The sequence below is a fragment of the Flavobacterium sp. genome (assembly GCF_039916025.1).
GTDB lineage: Bacteria > Bacteroidota > Bacteroidia > Flavobacteriales > Flavobacteriaceae > Flavobacterium.
The window spans coordinates 1-21,190 of the sequence record NZ_JBDSMB010000121.1 but is presented as its reverse complement, the minus strand read 5'-3'; the positions used below and the strand labels follow the sequence as shown (position 1 = coordinate 21,190).

At 36.1% G+C, this 21,190-nt stretch carries 21 protein-coding genes; 7 read left to right on the top strand and 14 right to left on the bottom strand.

Annotated elements, in window-relative coordinates:
- Nucleotides 1–43: 43 nt before the first annotated feature.
- From pheS to ABIQ27_RS08620, 10 genes are all read right to left on the bottom strand, one after another.
- Nucleotides 44–1,063: a phenylalanine--tRNA ligase subunit alpha gene (gene pheS, locus ABIQ27_RS08665; protein ID WP_136151027.1), complete on the bottom strand. Its 1,020-nt coding sequence runs from the start codon at nt 1,061–1,063 to the stop codon at nt 44–46.
- Between the two features lie 119 nt (nt 1,064–1,182).
- Nucleotides 1,183–1,539, bottom strand: coding sequence for a hypothetical protein (locus ABIQ27_RS08660; protein ID WP_348033484.1), 357 nt, complete (start codon nt 1,537–1,539; stop codon nt 1,183–1,185).
- 109 nt (nt 1,540–1,648) lie between these two features.
- Nucleotides 1,649–2,395 carry a tetratricopeptide repeat protein gene (locus ABIQ27_RS08655; RefSeq protein WP_348033483.1) on the bottom strand — a complete coding sequence of 249 codons (747 nt, stop codon included), beginning with the start codon at nt 2,393–2,395 and terminating at the stop codon, nt 1,649–1,651.
- A 7-nt stretch (nt 2,396–2,402) separates the two neighbouring features.
- Nucleotides 2,403–4,166 carry a BatD family protein gene (locus ABIQ27_RS08650; protein WP_348033482.1) on the bottom strand — a complete coding sequence of 588 codons (1,764 nt, stop codon included), beginning with the start codon at nt 4,164–4,166 and terminating at the stop codon, nt 2,403–2,405.
- A 35-nt stretch (nt 4,167–4,201) separates the two neighbouring features.
- Entirely contained in the window at nt 4,202–4,960 is a 759-nt protein-coding gene (locus ABIQ27_RS08645; protein ID WP_348033481.1) for a tetratricopeptide repeat protein, read from the bottom strand.
- Nucleotides 4,960–5,997, bottom strand: coding sequence for a VWA domain-containing protein (locus ABIQ27_RS08640; RefSeq protein WP_348033480.1), 1,038 nt, complete (start codon nt 5,995–5,997; stop codon nt 4,960–4,962). The genes ABIQ27_RS08645 and ABIQ27_RS08640 overlap by 1 nt, the downstream gene beginning before the upstream one ends.
- Before the next feature lie 115 nt (nt 5,998–6,112).
- Entirely contained in the window at nt 6,113–7,114 is a 1,002-nt protein-coding gene (locus ABIQ27_RS08635) for a VWA domain-containing protein (protein ID WP_348033479.1), read from the bottom strand.
- Entirely contained in the window at nt 7,111–8,742 is a 1,632-nt protein-coding gene (locus tag ABIQ27_RS08630; protein WP_348033478.1) for a hypothetical protein, read from the bottom strand. The genes ABIQ27_RS08635 and ABIQ27_RS08630 overlap by 4 nt, the downstream gene beginning before the upstream one ends.
- A 104-nt stretch (nt 8,743–8,846) precedes the next feature.
- Complete coding sequence (locus ABIQ27_RS08625) at nt 8,847–9,713, bottom strand: DUF58 domain-containing protein (protein ID WP_348033477.1); 867 nt, start codon at nt 9,711–9,713, stop codon at nt 8,847–8,849.
- 83 nt (nt 9,714–9,796) lie between these two features.
- On the bottom strand, nt 9,797–10,801 hold the full coding sequence (locus ABIQ27_RS08620; RefSeq protein ID WP_348033476.1) for a MoxR family ATPase: 1,005 nt from the start codon (nt 10,799–10,801) through the stop codon (nt 9,797–9,799).
- A gap of 240 nt (nt 10,802–11,041) precedes the next feature.
- Here ABIQ27_RS08620 and ABIQ27_RS08615 point away from each other — a divergent pair, with 240 nt between their 5' ends.
- The 5 genes from ABIQ27_RS08615 (at nt 11,042) to ABIQ27_RS08595 (ending at nt 14,975) form a co-directional block, all read left to right on the top strand.
- Complete coding sequence (locus tag ABIQ27_RS08615; protein ID WP_348033505.1) at nt 11,042–11,911, top strand: aldo/keto reductase; 870 nt, start codon at nt 11,042–11,044, stop codon at nt 11,909–11,911.
- A gap of 74 nt (nt 11,912–11,985) precedes the next feature.
- The gene (locus ABIQ27_RS08610; RefSeq protein WP_348033475.1) at nt 11,986–13,137 is read left to right on the top strand and encodes an ATP-binding protein; all 1,152 of its coding nucleotides are present in this window, start codon (nt 11,986–11,988) and stop codon (nt 13,135–13,137) included.
- Nucleotides 13,130–13,867, top strand: coding sequence for a metallophosphoesterase family protein (locus ABIQ27_RS08605; protein WP_348033474.1), 738 nt, complete (start codon nt 13,130–13,132; stop codon nt 13,865–13,867). Before ABIQ27_RS08610 ends, ABIQ27_RS08605 begins: the two co-directional genes overlap by 8 nt.
- 30 nt (nt 13,868–13,897) lie before the next feature.
- Complete coding sequence (locus ABIQ27_RS08600; protein ID WP_348033473.1) at nt 13,898–14,392, top strand: DUF6646 family protein; 495 nt, start codon at nt 13,898–13,900, stop codon at nt 14,390–14,392.
- A 1-nt stretch (nt 14,393) separates the two neighbouring features.
- Nucleotides 14,394–14,975 (top strand): PhnA domain-containing protein, encoded by a 582-nt coding sequence (locus ABIQ27_RS08595; RefSeq protein ID WP_348033472.1) that lies wholly within the window; start codon nt 14,394–14,396, stop codon nt 14,973–14,975.
- Between the two features lie 51 nt (nt 14,976–15,026).
- Here the strand turns inward: ABIQ27_RS08595 and ABIQ27_RS08590 are convergent, their stop codons facing one another.
- A complete protein-coding gene (locus ABIQ27_RS08590) occupies nt 15,027–15,404 on the bottom strand; it encodes a hypothetical protein (protein ID WP_348033471.1) in 378 nt (125 codons plus the stop codon).
- A 108-nt stretch (nt 15,405–15,512) separates the two neighbouring features.
- Nucleotides 15,513–17,066 carry an aldehyde dehydrogenase family protein gene (locus ABIQ27_RS08585; RefSeq protein ID WP_348033470.1) on the bottom strand — a complete coding sequence of 518 codons (1,554 nt, stop codon included), beginning with the start codon at nt 17,064–17,066 and terminating at the stop codon, nt 15,513–15,515.
- 301 nt (nt 17,067–17,367) lie between these two features.
- On the opposite strand from ABIQ27_RS08585, the gene ABIQ27_RS08580 reads away from it, so the two are divergent.
- Both ABIQ27_RS08580 and ABIQ27_RS08575 read left to right on the top strand, forming a co-directional pair.
- A complete protein-coding gene (locus ABIQ27_RS08580) occupies nt 17,368–17,970 on the top strand; it encodes a redoxin domain-containing protein (RefSeq protein ID WP_348033469.1) in 603 nt (200 codons plus the stop codon).
- Between the two features lie 8 nt (nt 17,971–17,978).
- The gene (locus ABIQ27_RS08575; RefSeq protein WP_348033468.1) at nt 17,979–19,265 is read left to right on the top strand and encodes a HAMP domain-containing sensor histidine kinase; all 1,287 of its coding nucleotides are present in this window, start codon (nt 17,979–17,981) and stop codon (nt 19,263–19,265) included.
- A 14-nt stretch (nt 19,266–19,279) separates the two neighbouring features.
- Here the strand turns inward: ABIQ27_RS08575 and ABIQ27_RS08570 are convergent, their stop codons facing one another.
- Both ABIQ27_RS08570 and ABIQ27_RS08565 read right to left on the bottom strand, forming a co-directional pair.
- Nucleotides 19,280–19,816 (bottom strand): 3-hydroxyanthranilate 3,4-dioxygenase, encoded by a 537-nt coding sequence (locus ABIQ27_RS08570; protein ID WP_348033467.1) that lies wholly within the window; start codon nt 19,814–19,816, stop codon nt 19,280–19,282.
- Between the two features lie 68 nt (nt 19,817–19,884).
- On the bottom strand, nt 19,885–20,994 hold the full coding sequence (locus ABIQ27_RS08565; RefSeq protein WP_348033466.1) for an endonuclease/exonuclease/phosphatase family protein: 1,110 nt from the start codon (nt 20,992–20,994) through the stop codon (nt 19,885–19,887).
- Nucleotides 20,995–21,190: the final 196 nt, after the last annotated feature.

Below are 21,190 nucleotides of genomic sequence, written 5' to 3'. Positions count from 1 at the left end.
GGAACATGGCTCACAAAAATGCGCAAGCCTTTCCGCTCCTAAATTATATACTCGATTTGAATTGCTCCAAGAAACGAACATCGTTTTCATAGAACATTCGGATATCGCCAATTTGGTACAACAACATGGCAATACGCTCAATTCCCATTCCGAATGCGAATCCGTTGTATTCGTCAGGATTGATACCACAGTTTTTCAAAACATTTGGGTCGACCATTCCGCAGCCCATAATTTCTAACCAACCTGTCCCTTTGGTGATACGGTAATCGGTTTCGGTTTTTAAACCCCAATAAATATCAACCTCAGCACTTGGCTCAGTAAAAGGGAAATAACTTGGTCTCAAACGAATTTTGGACTTACCAAACATTTCTTTGGTGAAATATAAAAGCGTTTGCTTTAAGTCGGCAAACGAAACATCTTTGTCAATATACAAACCTTCAACCTGGTGGAAAATACAGTGCGAACGTGAAGAAACCGCTTCATTTCTGAAGACTCTTCCCGGTGAAATCGTACGGATTGGCGGTTTGTTGTTTTCCATATAACGCACCTGAACTGATGACGTGTGCGTACGCAACAAAACATCAGGATTGGTTTGGATGAAAAAAGTATCCTGCATATCTCTTGCCGGATGGTATTCCGGTAAGTTTAAGGCAGTAAAGTTGTGCCAATCGTCTTCAATTTCCGGACCTTCAGAAACGTTGAATCCAATGGTTGAGAAAATATCGATGATTTGATTTTTTACCAATGAAATAGGATGACGCGAACCAATTACAACAGGTTCGGCAGGACGGGATAAATCGCCATAGAAACCTTTTACTTCTTCTTTGCTTTCCAGTTCTTCCTGAATGGCTTTTACCTTTTCTTCGGCAACTGTTTTCAACGTATTGATTACCTGCCCGAAGTCTTTTTTCTGGTCGTTTGGTATGTTTTTGAACTCAACAAAAAGCTCTTTAAGCAAGCCTTTGCTACCCAAATATTTTATACGGAAATGCTCTAAAGCTTCCTTGTTTTTGGTGTTGAATGCTTTAGCTTCTTCAATATGTTCTTTAATCTTGTCTATCATCGGTCATTTTGTAAAGGTGCAAATTTAGTTTTTTTTTAGTGATTAGTAAAGAGTGATTAGTGATTAGTCAGTGTATTTGAAGATAAGAATTTTGCTAATTACTAATTACTAGTCACTAATCACTGAATTACTTCCTTTTCGAGGAAGTAATTCACAATGGCTTCTTTCATCAAAACCGATTGTTCGCCAGCTTTTAATGGCGGTAATTCTTCTTTGACATTGTAATGCGGCCAACCGTCTTTATCTACAAAATCAAATTCATAGAAACCATACGGTTCGAGCAAACGGCAAATGGCGATGTGCATCAGATTTACTTTTTCATCTTTTTTGAAAGGTGTTTTAAACTGCCCCAATTCCTGCACTCCGATTAAGTATATGATTGCGTCTAAATCCAATATGTCTCCATCAGCAAACTGATTGGAAAGGATTTCTACGACGTTGTTCCAGCGGTTTTTTAATTGTTCGTCTCTTGACATTTGAAATTACGAATTACGAATTACGAATTACGATTTTAAAAAAGTAAATGAAATCCGGATTAGGTTGGCAAAGATAGTCAGCTAAAAGCTAAAAGCTGAATGCTTATGGCTAATTTTTAATTTCCTTAATTGCGCTGTCTTCAATCCAACCGGTAGTTTCGTCGGTTAGTTCTACTTTTTTCCAGTTGGCGATGCTTTCTAAGATGTAAACTTTGGTTCCTTCGTGAAGCATGAAAGCGTCTGGAGCAGCACTTTTTGGTTCGCTTTTTACAGAAGCAGTTTCGGCAAAGACGATAGCTGGTTTTTCGTTATCCATTCTTCCTTTTTCATAAAAACCGGAAGCTGCGCTAAGACCAATTCCGATAAGCCAGAAAAACATCCCAAAAAAGAAAACACGTTTCAACACGGTTGAATGTGAAAAATAATAACCCACAAAAAACAGTAAAAACAAGAAAGCAAAACCAACTGCAATCCAAGCCCAGGTGTCGTAATAATACTTTGCAGTAAAATCCTGAATCAGTTTACTGAAGCCAACTTTTGGAATGACTTTGATATCATCAATCGTCATTTTTTGGGCGAATTCTAAATTGGTTTTTATTTCAGTATCGTTTGGACTCAGCAATAATGCTTTTTCATAATTGTAAATCGCCGGCGCAACTTTGTGTAATTTGTAATAGGAATTCCCCAAATTAAAATACAATTCAGCCGATTGTTTTCCTGAATTTACAATGCTTTCATAACTGGAAATCGCAGCTTCATAATTTTCTTTTTCGTAGTATTTATTTCCCTGGTCAAAAGCAGTTTGTGCCCAAAATGTTTGGGAAACCAATAGAAATATAAATGTTAACTGTTTCATTTTTCTATTATTTTAATTGCTTTTCTAGTTCAGAAATAATTACCAGAGCTTTGTCATAATCCTGCTGAATAGCGGTTTCAGAAGATTGTGCATAACGTGCTAACTCACAATTTTCGGTCAGATGAATAAACTCCGAAACCGTTTCGGCATTCGCTTTTCGCAAAAGCAAAATCTCGTTAATCTTTTCTTTGCTCATTTCTGAAGTTTCAATGTTCAGTTTGGCTTTTAGGAAATTGTGCATGGCTTTTTCAAGCGCGATATAAAATGGTTCTTTGTCGCCTAAATGTTTTTTGGCATCGCCCAAATATTTCTTAGCCAGAGCATTCGACTTTTTGATTCTGTTGCCAACAACATCATTATCCTGCGCCTCTTTTCGTTTCTTACCAATAACGAAAAACGGAATCGCTAAAAATGGCAGAAACACTAAAGAATAAAATAAACCGGAACCAAGGAAATCATCTTTTTGCATTGACCGTAAAGAAGTTTTTTGCTTGATATACGCAAACGATTTGGCAGCTTCAAATTTCGTTTTGGCAACATCATTTGGATTTGCTTTTCCGGAACTTGCTATACTTGGGCCATCCAAAACATTGATAGTTATTGGCTGTGACGTGATGGTTTTATAACTATTGGAACCCAAATCAAAATAGGTGAAACGCATCGACTTGATTTGGTAATTGCCTTTGTATTGCGGAATTATTGTGTACTTATCTGAGATTCTTCCGGTCATTCCGGTTAGTGGCGTGGTTACATTTTCGTCGTGAACAGGATCATACATTTCCAAAGCAGATGGCAGAACAGGTTTTGGCAATGTAAACAATTTCATATTTCCGGATCCAACAACACTAACATCTAAATCCAAAGATTCTCCGTTTTTCAAAACAGTTTTCGATGGTTTTACTTTGAAATCCATACGGCCAACAGCTCCCGAAAAATCTTCAGGTTTCCCTTTTTCAGGCAATGCTTTTACGTTAATCACTTTGCTTCCTGCCGAAACACGTTTGTTGTCTTCTGTCATTAAGGCTTGTCCCCAAAAATTTCTTCTATTCGTTGGCACTTGGCAATCGATATCCAATGAAAGCGGTTCGATTTCCAATTTTCCGGATTTCTGTGGATATAAAACTGTTTTTCGCAACACTACGTAACGATAGCGTTCGCCTTTGAACATTCCGTCCTGAGCGACTAATTGTTTGATATCGATGTTTTGACTCCAAAAATCATTGTATTTTGGTTTGTTCAACTCGCGCCAATTCGTGATTCCGATGTTATAACTGAAATACAATTTGTAAACAACGGTAATCGGTTCGTTCAGATACGGATTGGTTTTTGAAATATCAGCGACTAAATACAGATTATCGTCTGCGCTGATTGCTGGTACTTCGTTTGGATCTTTAGGAATTTCAACGGCATTAGTTACATTGATTTTTACGGGAGATGTTTTGTAAGTCTGGCCGTTGATTTCAATCGAGGCTTGTTTGAGCGTTAGAGCGCCTTTTTGCGTAGGCAACAAAATATAAATATACGCTTTACTAAACGAGCTTTTTCCGTTTACCCAGGATTGGCTTACGGATTGACTTGGTCCGCCAACGACTTTAAAACCGCACGATTCAAAATTTGGTGGGACAAAATTATCGCCATCGGCATTCATTGTATAATCAACGCGAAGTCGTTCGTTTAATCCCAGAGAATTCTTGCTCACTTTTGCCTCAAACTGGACTTGAGCAAAAAGGGAGTTTGTGATTAAAAACAGTATTATTATAATCCTTTTCATTTTCAAATCTTCAAATTACATAATTTTCAAATTAGCTACCAATCTTTTTCAGCTTTTTTCGGATTGGCCTGAACTTTTTGTTTGTTTACTTTATCCTGAACTTTTTTCTCTTCGTTGTTTACAGCATCTAATAAATTCTCTAAACGTTGTTTGGAAATTCCGCCAGGTTGAGGTTTTGGTTTTCCTTGATTTTGATCTTTATTGTCTTTGTTATCTTTATCCTTGTCGCCGTCTTTTTTATCCTTGTCTTTATCTTTTCCGTCTTTCTTGTCGTCCTTTTTATCCTTGTCTTTGTCCTTGTCTTTTTTATCTTTATCCTTATCCTTTTTGTCCTTGTCTTTTTTATCGTCTTTCTTAGGCGGATTTTCTTTTAGCATCTTTTTGGCCAAAGCATAATTATAACGAGTCTCCTCATCAGCCGGATTGTTACGCAATGCATCTTTGTAAGCTTCCACCGCCTTCGAATAATCTTTCTCTTTCATAAACGTATTACCGATATTATGAAGCGACTGATGTTTTTCTGTTCTGGTTTTAGCATTTTTTAATGCTTTTGCATAATGATATTTGGCCTCGCCCGCTTGATTTTGTCTGTAAACGGCATTTCCAAGATTATACGATGCAATAGATTTTTTTGGATTTTTAGATTCCGAAATTCGGTATTCAGCTTCAGCGGCATCATATTTTTTTTCGGCAAAAGAATCGTTTCCTTTTGGCAAATCCTTATCCTTTTTCTTCTCTTGGGCTTTAGCCAAAAAGGAAATCAGAATCAAACTATATAAAAGCAATTTTTTCATTATTCTTTTTCATTAAACAGATTCATCTTTTTCACCCATTTTGTCTTTCTCTCCAACAAGAAAACATCTAAAAGCAACAAGAAGAAACCAAATCCTAAAAACCATTGAAACTGCGATTTGAAATCGGCCATTTGTGTGCTTTCAAACTCTGTTTTCTGAATGTTGTCCAAAGCGTGTTTAACATAATCCAAAACTTCTTTGGTCGAATTACCATCAACATAACCGCCGCCGGCACTTTTGGCAATCGTTTTCAAAACTTCAGCATTTCTTTTTGTAATTACCACTTCGCCATTTTGGTCTCGCTGAAAGCTTTCTACAACACCATTTCTCTTCAACGGAATGGTTCCGCCTTTTTCGGTTCCAACGCCAATCGTCATTATCTTTAAACCAGCCTTTTTAGCTTCTTCAGCAGCATCGGCAGCAGCATCAGAGTGATCCTCACCATCGGTAATGATGATTAAAAGTTTGTTGGTTTTATCTTTTTTGTCAATATAAGTTACAGCCAAATTAATCGCCTGATCAATTGATGTTCCCTGTGCCGAAATCATTCCGGGATTCATAGTTTGTAAAAACATCTTTCCAACACTATAATCGGTAGTAATCGGTAAAACGGGAAAAGCACTTCCGGAATAGGCAATAATTCCAATTCGGTCGCTACCCAAATTATTGATAATCTGTGAAACCAATTGCTTGCTTTTTTCCAAACGACTTGGCGCGACGTCTTCTGCCAACATACTTTTGGAAACATCCACAGCAAAAATGATGTCGATTCCTTCGCGTTTTACAGTTTCTAATTTGGTCCCGATTTTTAGATTCACCAATCCAATTATCAAACAAGTCAGTGCCATTGAAATGACAATCAATTTCAAAACAGGTTTGAAAACCGATTTTTCAGGGCTTAATTTTTTGATTAAATCCAAATCGCCAAACTCGCGTTGTTTCTTTCTTTTCCAGAATTGAATATACAAGAAAAGCAGTGTCATTACCGGAATGACCGCCAGGAAATACAAATACCATTTTTCTTCTAACTCGTACATATTTTTTTCTTAACCACTAAGCGCACAAAGCTTTTTACACAAAGTACACAAAGATTATTTTTTAAATAGAACATCGTGAACTTTGTGCCTTCCTCGTGTTCTTTGTGTTTAAATTTTAAATGAAACTTCTATAAATTGTGTTTCTTAAACCAAATTCTAACAATACTAAAATACCCGCAATCCAAACGAACAATCTGTATTTTTCATCGTAATCATAGAACTTCAGTTCTTGAATTTCGGTTGTTTCCAGCTTGTTGATTTCTTTATAGATTGATTCCAACTTACTGTTGCTGCTGGCTCTAAAATATTTTCCACCTGTATTGCTGGCAATCGTTTGCAATAAATTCACATCAATTTCAACAGGCATCATTCGGAATAAAAAGCCACCATTCGGAGCATAAGCATAAGGAAACATTGCGTTGCCATTCGTCCCGATTCCGATAGTGTATACTTTTATTCCGTATTCTTTTGCAATCTGCGAAGCTGTTTCGGGTTCGATAAAACCTGCGTTGTTCACACCATCAGTCAATAGAATAATCACTTTGCTTTTCGCTTTGCTGTCTTTCAAACGATTCACGGCTGTGGTTAATCCCATTCCGATTCCGGTTCCGTCCTGGAGAACATTGTCATATTTTATGCTTTGAATTGCCTGCTGAATAATGGCTTTGTCACTTGTCACAGGTGTTTTTGTATACGCTTCCGAAGCATAAACTACAATTCCGATTCTGTCATTTGGTCGTCCTTCTACGAAGTTCTCGGCTACTTTTTTCAAAGCTTCCATACGGTTTGGCTTTAAATCTTTGGCCAGCATACTTCCTGAAACGTCAATTGCCATTACGATGTCAATTCCTTTAGTCGATTTGGTTTGGCTGCTGATATCTACTTTTCGTGGTCTTGCCATGGCAATAATCAACGAACTCAAAGCCAATAATCGCAATACAAACAAAAACGGTTTTAGTCTGGCTAATAAAGATTTTTGCGCTTTGAAACCTTTCACGGAACTAATTTTCAAAGTTGGTGCTTGCTGTTTACGTTTCCATATTTGCCACAAAACAGCCGCTGGAAGTAATATGAACAACCAGAAAAACTCAGGATTTAAAAAGCTTACATCTTTCATTCTTGCGCTGTTTGTAATTCGACCGAGTTCAACATTCTTTCTGCTATTTGCTGCGCATATTTATCATCTTCACGATGTAGAATCAGGATTTCCTGCAAACCGCTATCCTGAGCAAAAAGCAATAATTCATAATACATCTTAGTGGATTTGCCTTTTAGTTTATTCAAAACCGTCATCGTACCATAAGCCTTTTTACCTGAAATTCCTTTCTGAGTATCAAAGTCTTCTGTTTTGACGATGATATTTTGCGCGCCTTGAGCTTCCATAATTTTCAGATAACCTTCAGCGGTTTTATCCAAATCCATTTTCATTGGTTGTTTGTAAGTTATCGTTGAAACGACAATGCTAAAGTCTTCTAAAATACTTCCATAGCTAAATATCTGCATATCTTTAATCAAAGACATAGCATCTTTTGGCAACACTTTCGAAGCATCAATTCGCTTCAATACTTTTGGAGTTTCCACTTTTACGCCGGGATTTCCATATTCGCTGTAAACCCATTCGCCTTCGACTAAATCTTTCGTAGGATGTCCAAGAATATTGTCTCTTAAGTATTCTGTTCCTTTGAAATAAGCCACACCTGAAACAAAGATTATAAGCATTCCAATAACAATTGCAATCGTGGTAATAATTCGGGCACGTTTTTGTTTTTTCAGTTTTTGCAAACGCGCTAATTCTTTCTGCTGTTCGTTCCATAATGCAAGTTCATCGTTTTCTTCCACAACTTCCGGAATCGATTTATGAATGATTACAATAGAACTCGAAATACGCTTTTTATCTTCTTCAATTTCATAATCAAGCGGTTTTACTTTGGCAAATTTCACTAAATCGGCCTGCATTAAGACTTTTTCAAGATTCTCTAAAGTTTCGTTTGACAGTTTTAATTTCTGTTGTTTTGAAACTCTTCGCAATCCTTCAATAAGTTCCGAAGTCGTGCTTTCCATGGCCGGAATATGAATTTCTTCTTCGATATAATTACGTGCAATGTCTGTTAACTCCGAATAATAATGCTTGATTTCGCCTTTTTGCCAAAGCTCTTTGCTCTCCAATTGTTGTAACAAAGTAGTTGCTTTTTCAATAGGTGATTTAAAAACAATGACTTCAGCTTTTGGCTGATTTTGTCTTTTCTTGATGAACTGATAAATGAAATAACCAATAACTCCAATAGCTAAAAGGATTAAAAGATAAATCCACCATGTTCCAAGCGGACTTTCAACTTGAGCAATATCTTTAATGTCATACATCTTTTGCTTTAGCGTATCAACTTTGACATCGTTAACTTCTACTTTTATGCTATCAGAAAAAATAGATTTTCCGTTGATTAAAACAGGAATTCTCGGAATAACATATTTTCCGCTGTCGAATTGTGTTAGACCGTATTTTTTGATCAATTCGTAACGCGCACCATTCTTAACAGTGTCGATTTTATACGATTGAATTACTTCCAAAGCGCCAAAATTCTTGGCTTCAGGGAATTTTACTTTTGATAAAGTATCGACATCAGTTTTCAGCGTAAGCTTGAATTCGGCACCGATTTTATTTTTGGTAACGTTAACTGAAGTCGTCACCTTTTGGGCAAAAAGTGAAGTCGATAACAGTAAGAATAATATATATAACTTTATTTTCATGTCTTTTTATTTAACCACTAAGTTCACTATGGATGAACTAAGCGCACTAAGAAAAATCTTTGTGAACGTTGTGCCTTCTTTGTGTTCTTTGTGGTAAAACATTTCTATCTCGATTTAAAATAACCCAATAATTTTGTCACATAACTTTCGTCAACACGAGTATTTACAGTTCCTGAACCACATTTTGAAAAGATATCTTTGAAGTAACTTACTTTATCCTGATATTGTTTTTCATAACTCAAGCGCGCTTTTTTTGAACCTGTGTTTACTACTAAAATTTCTCCGGTTTCAGCATCTTCCATTTCTACCATTCCGATGTTTGGCATTTTTTGTTCGCGAATATCGTATACACGAACACCAGTAATGTCGTGTTTTTTTCCTGCAATTTTTAAGGTTTTCTCGTAATCATCATCGACCATAAAATCAGAAATCACGAATACAATCGCTTTCTTTTTCTGCGTTGATGACAGAAATTTCAAAGCCTGAGACAAATCTGTTTTTTTGCTTTTTGGTTGGAATTCAATGAGCTCACGAATAATTCTCAACACGTGTGATTTTCCTTTTTTCGGCGGAATGTATAATTCGATTTGGTCAGAGAATAGAATCAAACCAATTTTATCATTATTCTGCGTTGCCGAAAAAGCCATGGTTGCCGCAATCTCAGTTACGATTTCGCTCTTTAATTGATTTTTGGTTCCAAAATTTTCTGAACCCGAAATGTCAACCATCAGCATCATCGTTAGTTCGCGTTCTTCTTCAAAAACTTTTACATAAGGTTCGTTGTAACGCGCAGTCACATTCCAGTCAATCGCACGAATATCATCGCCAAACTGGTACTGACGCACTTCCGAAAATGTCATACCACGACCTTTAAACGACGTGTGGTATTCGCCCGAAAAGATATGATCGCTCAATCTTCGGGTTTTGATTTCGATTTTACGAACTTTTTTTAATAAGTCTTTTGTTTCCATTTTTTTAGCGTTCAGCCATTAGCATTCAGCTATTAGCATTCAGTATTACGCTGACTGCTAATAGCTGTGAGCTAGAAGCTGATTTAAGGAACTTCGATTTCGTTTACGATTTTGTTGATGATATCAACAGAAGTGATGTTTTCGGCTTCAGCTTCGTAAGTAACGCCAATTCTGTGACGCAATACATCGTGAACCACGGCACGAACGTCTTCCGGAATTACATAACCACGACGTTTGATGAAAGCATAACATTTGGCAGCGGTAGCCAAATTGATACTTCCACGTGGTGAAGCACCAAATCCGATAAGCGGTTTTAAACTTTCCAGTTTGTATTTTTCAGGATTACGGGTTGCAAAAACGATATCTAAAATATATTTTTCGATTTTCTCATCCATATAAACTTCGCGGACAGCTTCCTGCGCTTTTAAAATCTGTTTTGTAGTAACAACAGCATTTACTTTCTCATAATCGCCTTTTAAATTCTGACGGATTACCAAACGCTCTTCATCCATTTTTGGATAATCGATAACAGTTTTTAGCATAAAACGGTCAACCTGCGCTTCCGGTAATTGATATGTTCCTTCCTGCTCAATTGGATTTTGTGTTGCTAAAACTAAAAACGGCTTTTCTAATTTGAAAGTAGTATCACCAATGGTGACTTGTTTTTCCTGCATCGCTTCAAGCAAAGCAGACTGCACTTTTGCAGGCGCACGGTTAATCTCATCGGCAAGAACGAAATTGGCGAAAATAGGCCCTTTTTTAATAGAGAATTCGTTGGCTTTTATATTGTAAATCATTGTTCCAACAACATCAGCTGGCAATAAATCAGGTGTAAACTGAATACGGCTAAAACTTCCGTGAACTGCTTGTGCCAAAGTATTTATAGCTAAGGTTTTTGCCAAACCCGGAACACCTTCCAGTAGAATGTGGCCCTGACCTAAAAGTCCAATTAACAATCGTTCTACCATGTGCTTCTGACCAATGATGACTTTGTTCATTTCCATAGTCAGCAAGTCAATAAAAGCACTTTCTTTTTCAATTTTTTCATTAATCGCTCTAATGTCTAAAGCAGTACCATTTTCTTCCATAGTTACTCTATTTAATCTAATGTGTGACGGTTATAATTTTAACATTTCAAAAGTGAAAATTTAATCCCTTACCAGATGTTAACAATGCGTTAAAACTTTACAAAACAACCCGATTTTAAGGATGATTTATGATTTTCTTTTTATAATTTTAAGACCTAATCTTTTTTTGGAAATTTTCGATGGCAAAATAATAAAATTTTCGAAATCCAAAAACATACTTCAACACAACTAAAAAAGAATATAATGAAAACAAAATTGTCGCCCATCGTTGCCGGGACTATGAATTGGGGAATTTGGGATAAAAATCTGTCGACTTCAGAAATGGAGCATCTGATTCATATTTGTATCGAAAATCAAATCACCACTTTTGACCATGCCGATATTTATGGAGATTACACTACCGAAGCCGATTTTGGAAAAGCATTTGGCCAAAGCAAAATTGACAGAAAGAAAATTCAGTTAATTTCAAAATGCGGCATCCAACATATAAATGGCAGAAATAACACAATTAAACATTATGATTATTCTAAAGACTATATCATTTGGTCGGTTGAAAATTCATTAAAAAATCTGCAGACAGATTATTTGGATGTGCTTTTGTTGCATCGTCCAAGTCCGTTAATGGTTGCCGATGAAATTGCGGAAGCAGTTGCCAAATTAAAAAAAGAAGGCAAGATTTTAGATTTTGGACTTTCGAATTTTACTGCTTCACAAACTGAATTGATCCGTCAAAAAGCAGAAGTTGATTACAATCAGATTCAATTTTCGGCAACGCATCATGAAGCAATGCTTGACGGAAGTCTGGATTATATGCAGTTACATAATATTCGTCCGATGTCATGGAATCCTTTAGGAACTGTATTCAGAGAAGATATTGAGCAAACGAGAAGACTGAAAATACTGTTAGCGCAATTAGTAGATAAATACCATTTAGGTTCAGACACAATTTTGTTAGCATGGATTTTAAAACATCCAGCGAATGTCATTCCGGTTGCAGGAACGGTAAATATTGCCCGAATTCAAGCCTTGATGAAAGCCGTTGAAATGAATTTAGACCAACTGGATTGGTTTGCCATTTGGACAGAAAGCATGGGAAATAAAGTACCTTAAAAAAGTAATTAGTGAATAGTGATTAGTAAATAGTTTTTTGCTAATCACTATTTACTTGTAACTAATCACTAAATATGATAAATAAGCGCCTTCTCATAAAAAACCTACTCGCTCACAATGATGAGTGCAGTTTTTATGATAAGAAACGCCAATTGAATTTGCATACCAAAGAAGGAAAAGCTAAGTTTTTGAAACACATTTGCGCCTTGTCGAATTCCAATCCTTCTAACAATTCTTATATTGTTGTTGGTGTTGAAGATCAGGATAACGAAATTCTTGGCGATGATTTTTTTGATGACAGTCGGATTCAGAATTTGGTGAACGCTTATCTGGAAAATCCACCAAAAATCCAATATGAAAATGTGCCATTTCCCAACTTGCCAAAAGACAGAGTTGTGGGTTTGGTGACCATTAAACCAAAACACAAAGCATCGTTTTTCAAGAAAAATATTCACACGATTTTGGCGAATACTGTTTTCGTTCGGGTTGGAAGCAACTCGATGCCAACGGAAGAAAAGATTCCGTATTCTAAAACGAATATTGAAACCGTAATCAGCATTGAGAACAGTTCGCGAAACAGCATTGCTTATACGCTTGATGGTGTTATGGATTTTATGATTGAACGTCACGGCGAAATGATTTCGCAATACAAGGTTTTCAAGGAATTGTTTGTCATTTGTTGGGCAGGAAATCCGAAAAGAATAAGAGATACAGTTTATCTTTCGAGAGTCGATATTGAATTGATAAATGAACAGGTCAAACTTTTTTATTCGGCGCTTGATGTGGTTTCAATTGAATATGATGAAGCAAGTTTTACAATTATTGAGCATGTACCGCTCGGATTGAATGATAAAACGAGCTATTATCCGTTAGAACAGCAAAAGATTTCTTTCTTTGATAATGGGTATTATAAAATAGAAAACCAAATGCTTTTTGAGCCACCGGCATTCAATAAAAAAATACTGCATCATATTTATAATTCGAATGTGGCTTTACTAAATAAATTGCAGAAAGGAATCGCCATTTCTGAACAGGAAGAAAAAGATTTAGAAAATCTTTCGTCTACTTTGATGATTTGCTATCTGAATGGTTTTGATGATGCTAAGCAGAAATTGATTGATGCTAAATCATTGTTAAAAGCACAAAAAAGTACAACGGTTTACCTTAGTTTTAAGGAAGCGATGCGAATTTTAAGAAAAATGAAATACAACGTAAACAATGCATAGAAGATTGGTAATTGGTGATATTCACGGAGGATTAAAAGCATTACATCAGATATTGGAAAGAGCAAAAGTCACAAAAGATGACACTTTGATTTTTCTTGGTGATTATGTTGATGGCTGGAGCGAATCGCCACAGGTTATTGACTTTTTGATGGAATTAAACAAAACGAATAACTGTATTTTTATCCGTGGCAACCATGATGAATTATTGTTGGATTGGTTAACAAATGACAACAAAAACATCGACGAAGGAATGTGGTTCCAACATGGTGGAAAAGCAACGGTTCTGGCTTATGCCAGTGTTACGAATGAGAAAAAGCAAATCCACATGGAGTTTCTCAGGCTGTTGAAGGATTATTATCTCGACGAAAAAAACCGATTATTCATTCACGCAGGTTTTACGAATATGAATGGCATTGAGCATGAATATTTTCCAAAAATGTTTTATTGGGACAGATCGCTTTGGGAAACGGCTTTATCATTGGATGAATCCATCCCTAAAGACAGCCTTCATTATCCAAAACGACTAACATTATATAACGAAATTTACATTGGGCACACACCGGTTACCAAAATAAATAAAACCGTTCCAATCCAAAAAGCGTGTTTGTGGAATGTTGATACTGGTGCAGCTTTCACTGGCCCATTGACTATAATGGATGTTGACACCAAAGAGTACTGGCAGAGCGAACCATTGAAGGATTTGTATTTTAATGAAAAAGGAAGGAATTAATTTAACTATTTTTGTAAAAAATTAATTATTATGAAAAAAATAATCACAATAGTGGCAATCGTTATGGTAAGTTTGGTAAACGCACAAGCTTACAAAGGAAAAGGAGACATTAAAGCGCAGGTTGGAGCAAACATTCAAGACCACGGAACTGGAATCAACGTTGGAGCCGATTTTGGTCTTGGCGAAAACATGTCTTTCGGGTTTGTTGCATCTTATTTACTTTCGGTTACTGAAGTTGCAGGGATTAAGCCAAAATTTGAAGACAGAGCTGATGCAAAAGTCCGTTTCAATGCCAATTTAGGAAACGTTTTCAAATTGGATAAAAAAATGGATATCTATCCTGGATTGAATTTAGGAACGAGAAATTTCGGAGCGCATTTAGGGTTTAGATATTTTTTTACGGAAGGTTTTGGCGTTTATACAGAAGCCGGAATTCCATTAGCGAAATACGATTCAAATGTTGAAGGATTTGAAGAATATAATAATCAATTTGTGTTTCAGATTGGAGCATCATTCAATTTATAATATGAGTGTAATAGATCAAAAATTAAGTGAGAGAAGTGGTTCTAAATGCGAAATGTGTGGTTCTGATGAAGACTTAAGAATTCATTTAACCAAAGAAGAAGCGATTTCTTTAGACAACTCAGTATTGGTTTGTAAAACGTGTAAAGACCAGATAGAGAATGTCACAACAACTGACCCCAATCATTGGAGATGTCTGAGCGACAGCATGTGGAATGAAAATAAACCTGTACAGGTTGTTGCATGGCGTATGCTGAATAGGCTACGATCTGATGGCTGGCCGCAGGATTTGCTTGACATGATGTATCTTGATGAAGAAACCTTAGTTTGGGCGGGTGCAACTGGTGAAGGCGAAGATGAAGACGGCAAAATAGTTCATAAAGACGGTAACGGAAACATCCTGAAAGAAGGAGATTCAGTTGTGCTGATTAAAGATTTAGATGTAAAAGGAGCGAACTTCACGGCAAAACGCGGAGCGGCTGTTCACAACATCAAATTGGTTTGGGACAATGCCGAACAAATTGAAGGAAGAGTCGAAGGACAGCATATTGTTATTTTAACGCAATATGTTAAGAAGACGAAGTAATTCAATTTACCATAAACAAAAAAGCCTCGAATTTCGAGGCTTTTTTTATGATTAGTTTGACTGTAAATTGACCGTCAACGATTGCGGAATCACATGACAAACATTTCTGGTTAGAATAATTGGCGACGAAATATAGGTTTGATATCCGTCCTTTGTGATGGTCACAGTATAGGTTCCGGCTCTTTCTCCTGCACCTGTAAATGCATATTCTAATCCAGGAACTAATTGCAGGGTTTCATGATAAGTGCCATCAACTGCTTCGACTGTAATACCTTCCACCAAAGGATTTCCGGTTGTGGCATCTAGAACAATAACATTTAATCCGTATACAAATTCTGCAGTGCATACAATTTGATCGTCATTGTCATTTTCGCAGGATGATGTGATTAATAAAGGAGTCAACATAAATAATAAGAATAATTTCTTCATGGCTTTTGGTTTTTTGGTTTTGGAAGTAGATAGGAAAATGCCAATTAAGTTGCGTAAAAAAACCGACTAAATTTAGTCGGTTTTAAAATTTTATATAAAAATATTGAATTACAAATCAAATTTGATTCCTTGTGCCAAAGGCAAACTTGTAGTGTAATTGATTGTATTTGTTTGTCTTCTCATATATACTTTCCAGGCATCAGAACCGGATTCTCTTCCGCCACCAGTTTCTTTTTCACCACCAAAAGCACCACCAATTTCAGCTCCGGAAGTTCCGATGTTTACATTGGCAATTCCACAATCTGAACCTGCAACAGATAAAAATGCTTCCGCTTCGCGAAGATTGTTCGTCATAATTGCTGATGATAAACCTTGGGCAACTCCGTTTTGGACATCAATTGCATTTGTCACATCACCAGAGTATTTTAATAAATATAAAACAGGAGCAAATGTTTCGTGCTGAACAATTTCAAATGAATTTTTAGCTTCCGCAATTGCTGGTTTTACATAACAGCCACTTTCGTAACCTTCACCAGAAAGAACACCACCTTCCACAAGGATTTTTCCACCTTCTTCAACAACTTTTGATAACGCTTTATTGTACATTTCAACAGCATGTGTATCGATAAGTGGTCCAACGTGATTGTTTTGATCTAATGGATTTCCGATTCTCAACTGACCATAAGCGCCAACAATGGCATCTCTTACTTTGTCATAAATACTTTCGTGAATGATTAATCTACGTGTGGAAGTACAACGTTGTCCTGCAGTTCCAACAGCGCCAAATACGGCTCCGATAACAGTCATTTTGATGTCAGCATCCGGAGTAACGATTATAGCGTTGTTTCCTCCTAATTCCAATAATGATTTTCCTAAACGTGCCGCACAAGCCTGCGCAACAATTTTACCCATACGGGTAGAGCCTGTTGCAGAAACTAGTGGAATTCTTTTATCGTGAGTCATCAATTCACCCACTTTATAATCACCATTGATTAAACATGAAATTCCTTCCGGAAGATTGTTTTCTTTCAATACTTCAGCAATGATATTTTGACATGCAATTCCACAAAGAGGTGTTTTTTCAGATGGTTTCCAAACGCAAACATCGCCACAAATCCATGCTAAAGCTGTGTTCCATGCCCAAACAGCAACCGGGAAATTAAATGCTGAAATGATTCCAACTACGCCCATTGGGTGATATTGCTCGTACATTCTGTGTCCGGGACGTTCTGAGTGCATTGTTAATCCGTGCAATTGACGGGAAAGACCAACAGCAAAATCGCAGATGTCAATCATTTCCTGAACTTCGCCATAACCTTCCTGCAAAGATTTCCCCATTTCATAAGAAACCAATTTCCCTAGAGCTTCTTTGTTCTTACGTAATTTTTCTCCAAACTGACGCACGATTTCTCCACGTTGTGGCGCAGGCATTAGTTTGAAAGTTTTGAAAGCTTCGGTTGCAGATTGCATCACTTTTTCATAATCGGCAGCTGTGGATGCTTTTACTTTTCCAATTAATTGTCCATCTACCGGTGAGTGAGATTCGAAAACCTCTCCGTTTGAAAACCAATTGTTTCCTGTTGAAGTTCCTTCGTTTATAGCTTTTACTCCAAGAGTTTCCAGCGCTTCGGTCATGCCGAATTGTTGTGCAATTGTTGACATTTATTTATTTTTAAGGTAAATTTTAAATTTCGGCAAAGTTATGATTTATACATGAATTAGCTATTTTTTTTACACTATTTCACAATTACAAATGGGTAAAATAAAGAAATGTGTAATTAATTTTATTTTCCTCTGATTGGGTTTGTTTAATTTTTGAAAAGAATAATAAAACATAAACTGCGGATAAATAAAACTCTACCCTATAAATTGTAGCATAAATTTTATATATTTGAGATGTATATAAGCTGTGTTAGACAGTTTTTACAAGAGAGTGTAAGAAGTATTAATAAAACTTCCGAAAGTGAAAACCAAAATACTACTCATAATATGGCTGACTATCCTGTTTGGAGGAATCACGTATTTGTTTTGGAAAAACGAATACAAATACACTTTGCCTACTCCTGTTCCTGTAAATTATAAAACTGTCGCCATTGGGAAACAGATTAATTTAAAAGGCAAACTAAACGCAACATCAAACAAACCTATTTTTTTGCACTTTTTTAATCCGGATTGTCCTTGTTCCCGGTTTAACATTCCGCATATTGAGTCATTAGTAAAAAAGTATGGCGATAAAATGACCTTTATGATTGTGGTGCTTGATAAAAATTCTAAGTATACCGAAGAAGATATTCAGGATAAATTTGATTTGACTGTGCCTGTTTTGTTTGATAAATCGATAGCTGATTCCTGTGGAGTTTTTTCTACGCCACAAGCTGTAATATTGGATGAGAATCGGAAATTATACTATCGCGGTAACTACAACAGAAGTCGCTACTGTGCGGATGATAAAAGCAATTTTGCCCAAATAGCAATTGATTCATTATTGAATAAAAGCAAAAATCCATCATTTGACAAGATTGCGTTAAAGGCTTATGGATGTACGTTGCCAAATTGCAAAAAATAAGATAGCGTATGAAACAAAAGGGACAAAATTTAAATCAGTCGTTGCATATTCAGGAATTTCTTTATGCTATAAAAAACAAATCAGATAGTCTGATGAACTATTTTATAGTTAGCTATTTTGTCTTTGGGTTGTTTCTGGCTTCTTATTATGATACCTGGGAAATTGCTATCGGGGTTGGTGGTTTATTGCTTATCGCTTATTTCTCTACAAAGTGGGCTTTACCGAAATCTGATTTTTACCAATATGTACTTAGTACGGTTTTGGGAATTTTCATGGCTCAGTTCATTTATCAAATGCACGGAATGTTTGAAATGCACTTTACGGCATTTGTGGCCAGTGCAATATTAATCACATACCAAAACTGGAAATTACAAATTCCGCTTACAATAGTGGTTATAGTACATCATGGATTGTTTGCTTATTTACAATTTATTGGTCTCGATAAAATCTATTTTACCCAATTGGATTACATGACTTTGGAAACATTTATTTTTCACATAGTTCTTGCTGCAATTATCTTTTCGCTTTGTGGTCTTTGGGCTCATCAATTCAAAAAATATAGTGAAACACATATCCAGTTGACTTTTAACAAACAGGAAGTTGAGAATCAGGAATTAAAAAAGGCCAATTACGAACTCGATAGATTTGTTTATAGTACTTCACATGATTTGCGCGCACCATTGAATTCAATGTTAGGACTTATAGAAATTGCAAAAGACGAGGTTGAGGATTTACCAACACTTGAATACCTGAGATTGTTAAAAACCAGCGCTAAAAAACTCGACGGCTTTATATGTGATATTTTAGATTATTCCAGAAACGCTCGTATGGAAGTCAATAAAGAGCTTATTGATTTTAAAGAGTTGGTTGACGAAACAATACAAAATTTAAGATTTATGGGAGATATCAATCAGCAGGTTGACTTTGCTGTTGACATTAGCGGAAAGGTTCCTGTTTATGCGGATAAAACCAGACTGAGCACTATTCTAAATAATCTTATTTCAAATTCTATCCGCTATCAAAATCTACAGATTCCAAATCCTTTCGTGGATATAGAAATAGAAACTTTTGATGCTGAAACGAAAATTACTATACGCGACAACGGCATTGGCATATCAAAAGAATTACTGCCAAAAATATTTGACATGTTTTACCGGGTGTCAGACCAGTCGATAGGCTCGGGACTTGGATTGTACATTGTGAAAGAAGCTGTAAATAAACTCAACGGCACTATTCAGGTGCAATCTAAACTGGGAGAAGGAGCAACTTTCTTTATTTCTATTCCTAACAAATAGATTCCGCCGATAACTTATTTATGGGTAAATTTTGGGTCAGCTTCCAATACAGTTCCGCATTTAGAACAGGTTCTCAAAGTTTCTGAATTATAGAAATGGTCAAAATGTTTCAGGAAATCTTTTTCAATATCAGTAAGCGGAAAATAAACTTCGTAGAGTTTGTTGTTACAGTTATCGCAAAACCATAGCAAACCGTCTTTTGCATTTGTGCCCGCGCGTTTTAATTCAATCACCAAACCGATCGAACCTTCACTTCTGTTGGGTGAATGTGGTGTTTTTGCCGGATGCAGATACATATCGCCAGCCGATAGTTTCATCGCCTTTTTTTCACCATCGTCCTGAACATATACAGTGATATCGCCTTCGAGTTGATAGAACAATTCTTCAGTTTCGTTATAATGATAATCTTTTCTGGCATTTGGACCAGCCACAATCATTACAATATAATCTTCGGAATCAACATAAATATTCTTGTTGCCAACGGGTGGTTTTAGTAAATGACGGTTTTCGTCAATCCATTTGTTGAGGTTGAATGGTTTTGGTATTGCCATGAGGAATTATTTCTACGAATTTACTAAAAATAAAAAAGGTTAGCGTGAACTAACCTTTTAAATTGTTTTTATTTTACTTCCTTAATCAGATAAACATAAACCGGGAAGTGGTCACTAAATCCGATTTCGGTGGCGCCATGTCGTAAAGGATATCCTTTATACTGACCGACCGTAGTTATCATAAATGGTTTGTTGTAAATTCCGGCTTTCCAATATTGATAAGTAGAAAAATCTTTTTTGATTAAAGTTTCCGAAACCATTATCTGGTCAAAAATATCGCCGGCATCTCTGTAAAATAACGAAGCATTACCATCTTTTGCCATTTGTTCGAATGGGTTGTAAACACCAAATTGTTTTACTTCTTCTTTTTTGAGTTTTGCTCCAACACCTTCTTTTACACTTTTATTATAAGTTCCATCATTCAAATCTCCCATGTTGATGATTTTGGCATTTGGATTTACCTTATATATTGAGTCCATTATTCTTCGGTCTAATCTTCCTGCAGCTTCACGGAAAGGAGAACTTTTTTTCTCACCGCCTGAACGTGACGGCCAGTGATTTACCATAACATTAATTTCTTCGCCATCCAAAAATCCAGTCACTAATAGTACGTCTCTGGTGTAAACTCTTTCAGAAGTTGCTTCCACTTCTGATTTGTCATCTGCTATATCATCAGTCGCATTTTTTCTTTTCGCATCCTTGTTCATTTGATTTTTATAAATCAATAAAGGAATGTTTTTAAAACTTGTAGGTCTGAAATGTTTTTTCTGGTATAACAAAGCAACATCAATTCCTCTTTTATCAGGAGAATCAAAATGTACGATACCATAATCTTTACCAATAAGAGCCGGTTCTTTGACTAAATCTTCTAGAACACCTCTGTTTTCAATTTCAGCACCACCAATAAGTACAGGAGAATTATTAGGATTGTCCGTTGAGCCAATTTCAGACAAAACTCTGGCTAGGTTGTGTAATTTTTGTTTGTATTTTTTTGAAGTCCAGTTTTGAGTTCCATTTGGTAACCATTCTTCATCGTTGTTTGCTTCATTAATTGTGTCAAACAAATTTTCAAAATTATAGAAAGCAACTGTATGCACGATATACTTTTTTGCTTGTGCATTTGTCCCGGAAATTGCGAATAAGACAAAGAAAAGGACGATTAAATTTTTAATTCTCATAAAAGCTATATTAATTTAAGATCAAGTTTTTTACAAACTTCGAGCCAAATGTAGATAATATTATTAAAAGATGTACATTTGTCGGCTGTTAAGTTTCCAACGGGGCTTAACTTAAGGAAAAATTAATTTAATCTTATTTATGAAAAAACTTGTTATTAGTACATTATTCGTAATGCAAGTGCTTTTTGCTTTCGCA

What these genes read in the sequence shown, in the direction of transcription:
- pheS (WP_136151027.1), bottom strand. Translation starts at nt 1,063, where the DNA reads ATGATAGACAAGATTAAAGAACATATTGAAGAAGCTAAAGCATTCAAC.
- ABIQ27_RS08660 (WP_348033484.1), bottom strand. Translation starts at nt 1,539, where the DNA reads ATGTCAAGAGACGAACAATTAAAAAACCGCTGGAACAACGTCGTAGAA.
- ABIQ27_RS08655 (WP_348033483.1), bottom strand. Translation starts at nt 2,395, where the DNA reads ATGAAACAGTTAACATTTATATTTCTATTGGTTTCCCAAACATTTTGG.
- ABIQ27_RS08650 (WP_348033482.1), bottom strand. Translation starts at nt 4,166, where the DNA reads ATGAAAAGGATTATAATAATACTGTTTTTAATCACAAACTCCCTTTTT.
- ABIQ27_RS08645 (WP_348033481.1), bottom strand. Translation starts at nt 4,960, where the DNA reads ATGAAAAAATTGCTTTTATATAGTTTGATTCTGATTTCCTTTTTGGCT.
- ABIQ27_RS08640 (WP_348033480.1), bottom strand. Translation starts at nt 5,997, where the DNA reads ATGTACGAGTTAGAAGAAAAATGGTATTTGTATTTCCTGGCGGTCATT.
- ABIQ27_RS08635 (WP_348033479.1), bottom strand. Translation starts at nt 7,114, where the DNA reads ATGAAAGATGTAAGCTTTTTAAATCCTGAGTTTTTCTGGTTGTTCATA.
- ABIQ27_RS08630 (WP_348033478.1), bottom strand. Translation starts at nt 8,742, where the DNA reads ATGAAAATAAAGTTATATATATTATTCTTACTGTTATCGACTTCACTT.
- ABIQ27_RS08625 (WP_348033477.1), bottom strand. Translation starts at nt 9,713, where the DNA reads ATGGAAACAAAAGACTTATTAAAAAAAGTTCGTAAAATCGAAATCAAA.
- ABIQ27_RS08620 (WP_348033476.1), bottom strand. Translation starts at nt 10,801, where the DNA reads ATGGAAGAAAATGGTACTGCTTTAGACATTAGAGCGATTAATGAAAAA.
- ABIQ27_RS08610 (WP_348033475.1), top strand. Translation starts at nt 11,986, where the DNA reads ATGATAAATAAGCGCCTTCTCATAAAAAACCTACTCGCTCACAATGAT.
- ABIQ27_RS08605 (WP_348033474.1), top strand. Translation starts at nt 13,130, where the DNA reads ATGCATAGAAGATTGGTAATTGGTGATATTCACGGAGGATTAAAAGCA.
- ABIQ27_RS08600 (WP_348033473.1), top strand. Translation starts at nt 13,898, where the DNA reads ATGAAAAAAATAATCACAATAGTGGCAATCGTTATGGTAAGTTTGGTA.
- ABIQ27_RS08595 (WP_348033472.1), top strand. Translation starts at nt 14,394, where the DNA reads ATGAGTGTAATAGATCAAAAATTAAGTGAGAGAAGTGGTTCTAAATGC.
- ABIQ27_RS08590 (WP_348033471.1), bottom strand. Translation starts at nt 15,404, where the DNA reads ATGAAGAAATTATTCTTATTATTTATGTTGACTCCTTTATTAATCACA.
- ABIQ27_RS08585 (WP_348033470.1), bottom strand. Translation starts at nt 17,066, where the DNA reads ATGTCAACAATTGCACAACAATTCGGCATGACCGAAGCGCTGGAAACT.
- ABIQ27_RS08575 (WP_348033468.1), top strand. Translation starts at nt 17,979, where the DNA reads ATGAAACAAAAGGGACAAAATTTAAATCAGTCGTTGCATATTCAGGAA.
- ABIQ27_RS08570 (WP_348033467.1), bottom strand. Translation starts at nt 19,816, where the DNA reads ATGGCAATACCAAAACCATTCAACCTCAACAAATGGATTGACGAAAAC.
- ABIQ27_RS08565 (WP_348033466.1), bottom strand. Translation starts at nt 20,994, where the DNA reads ATGAGAATTAAAAATTTAATCGTCCTTTTCTTTGTCTTATTCGCAATT.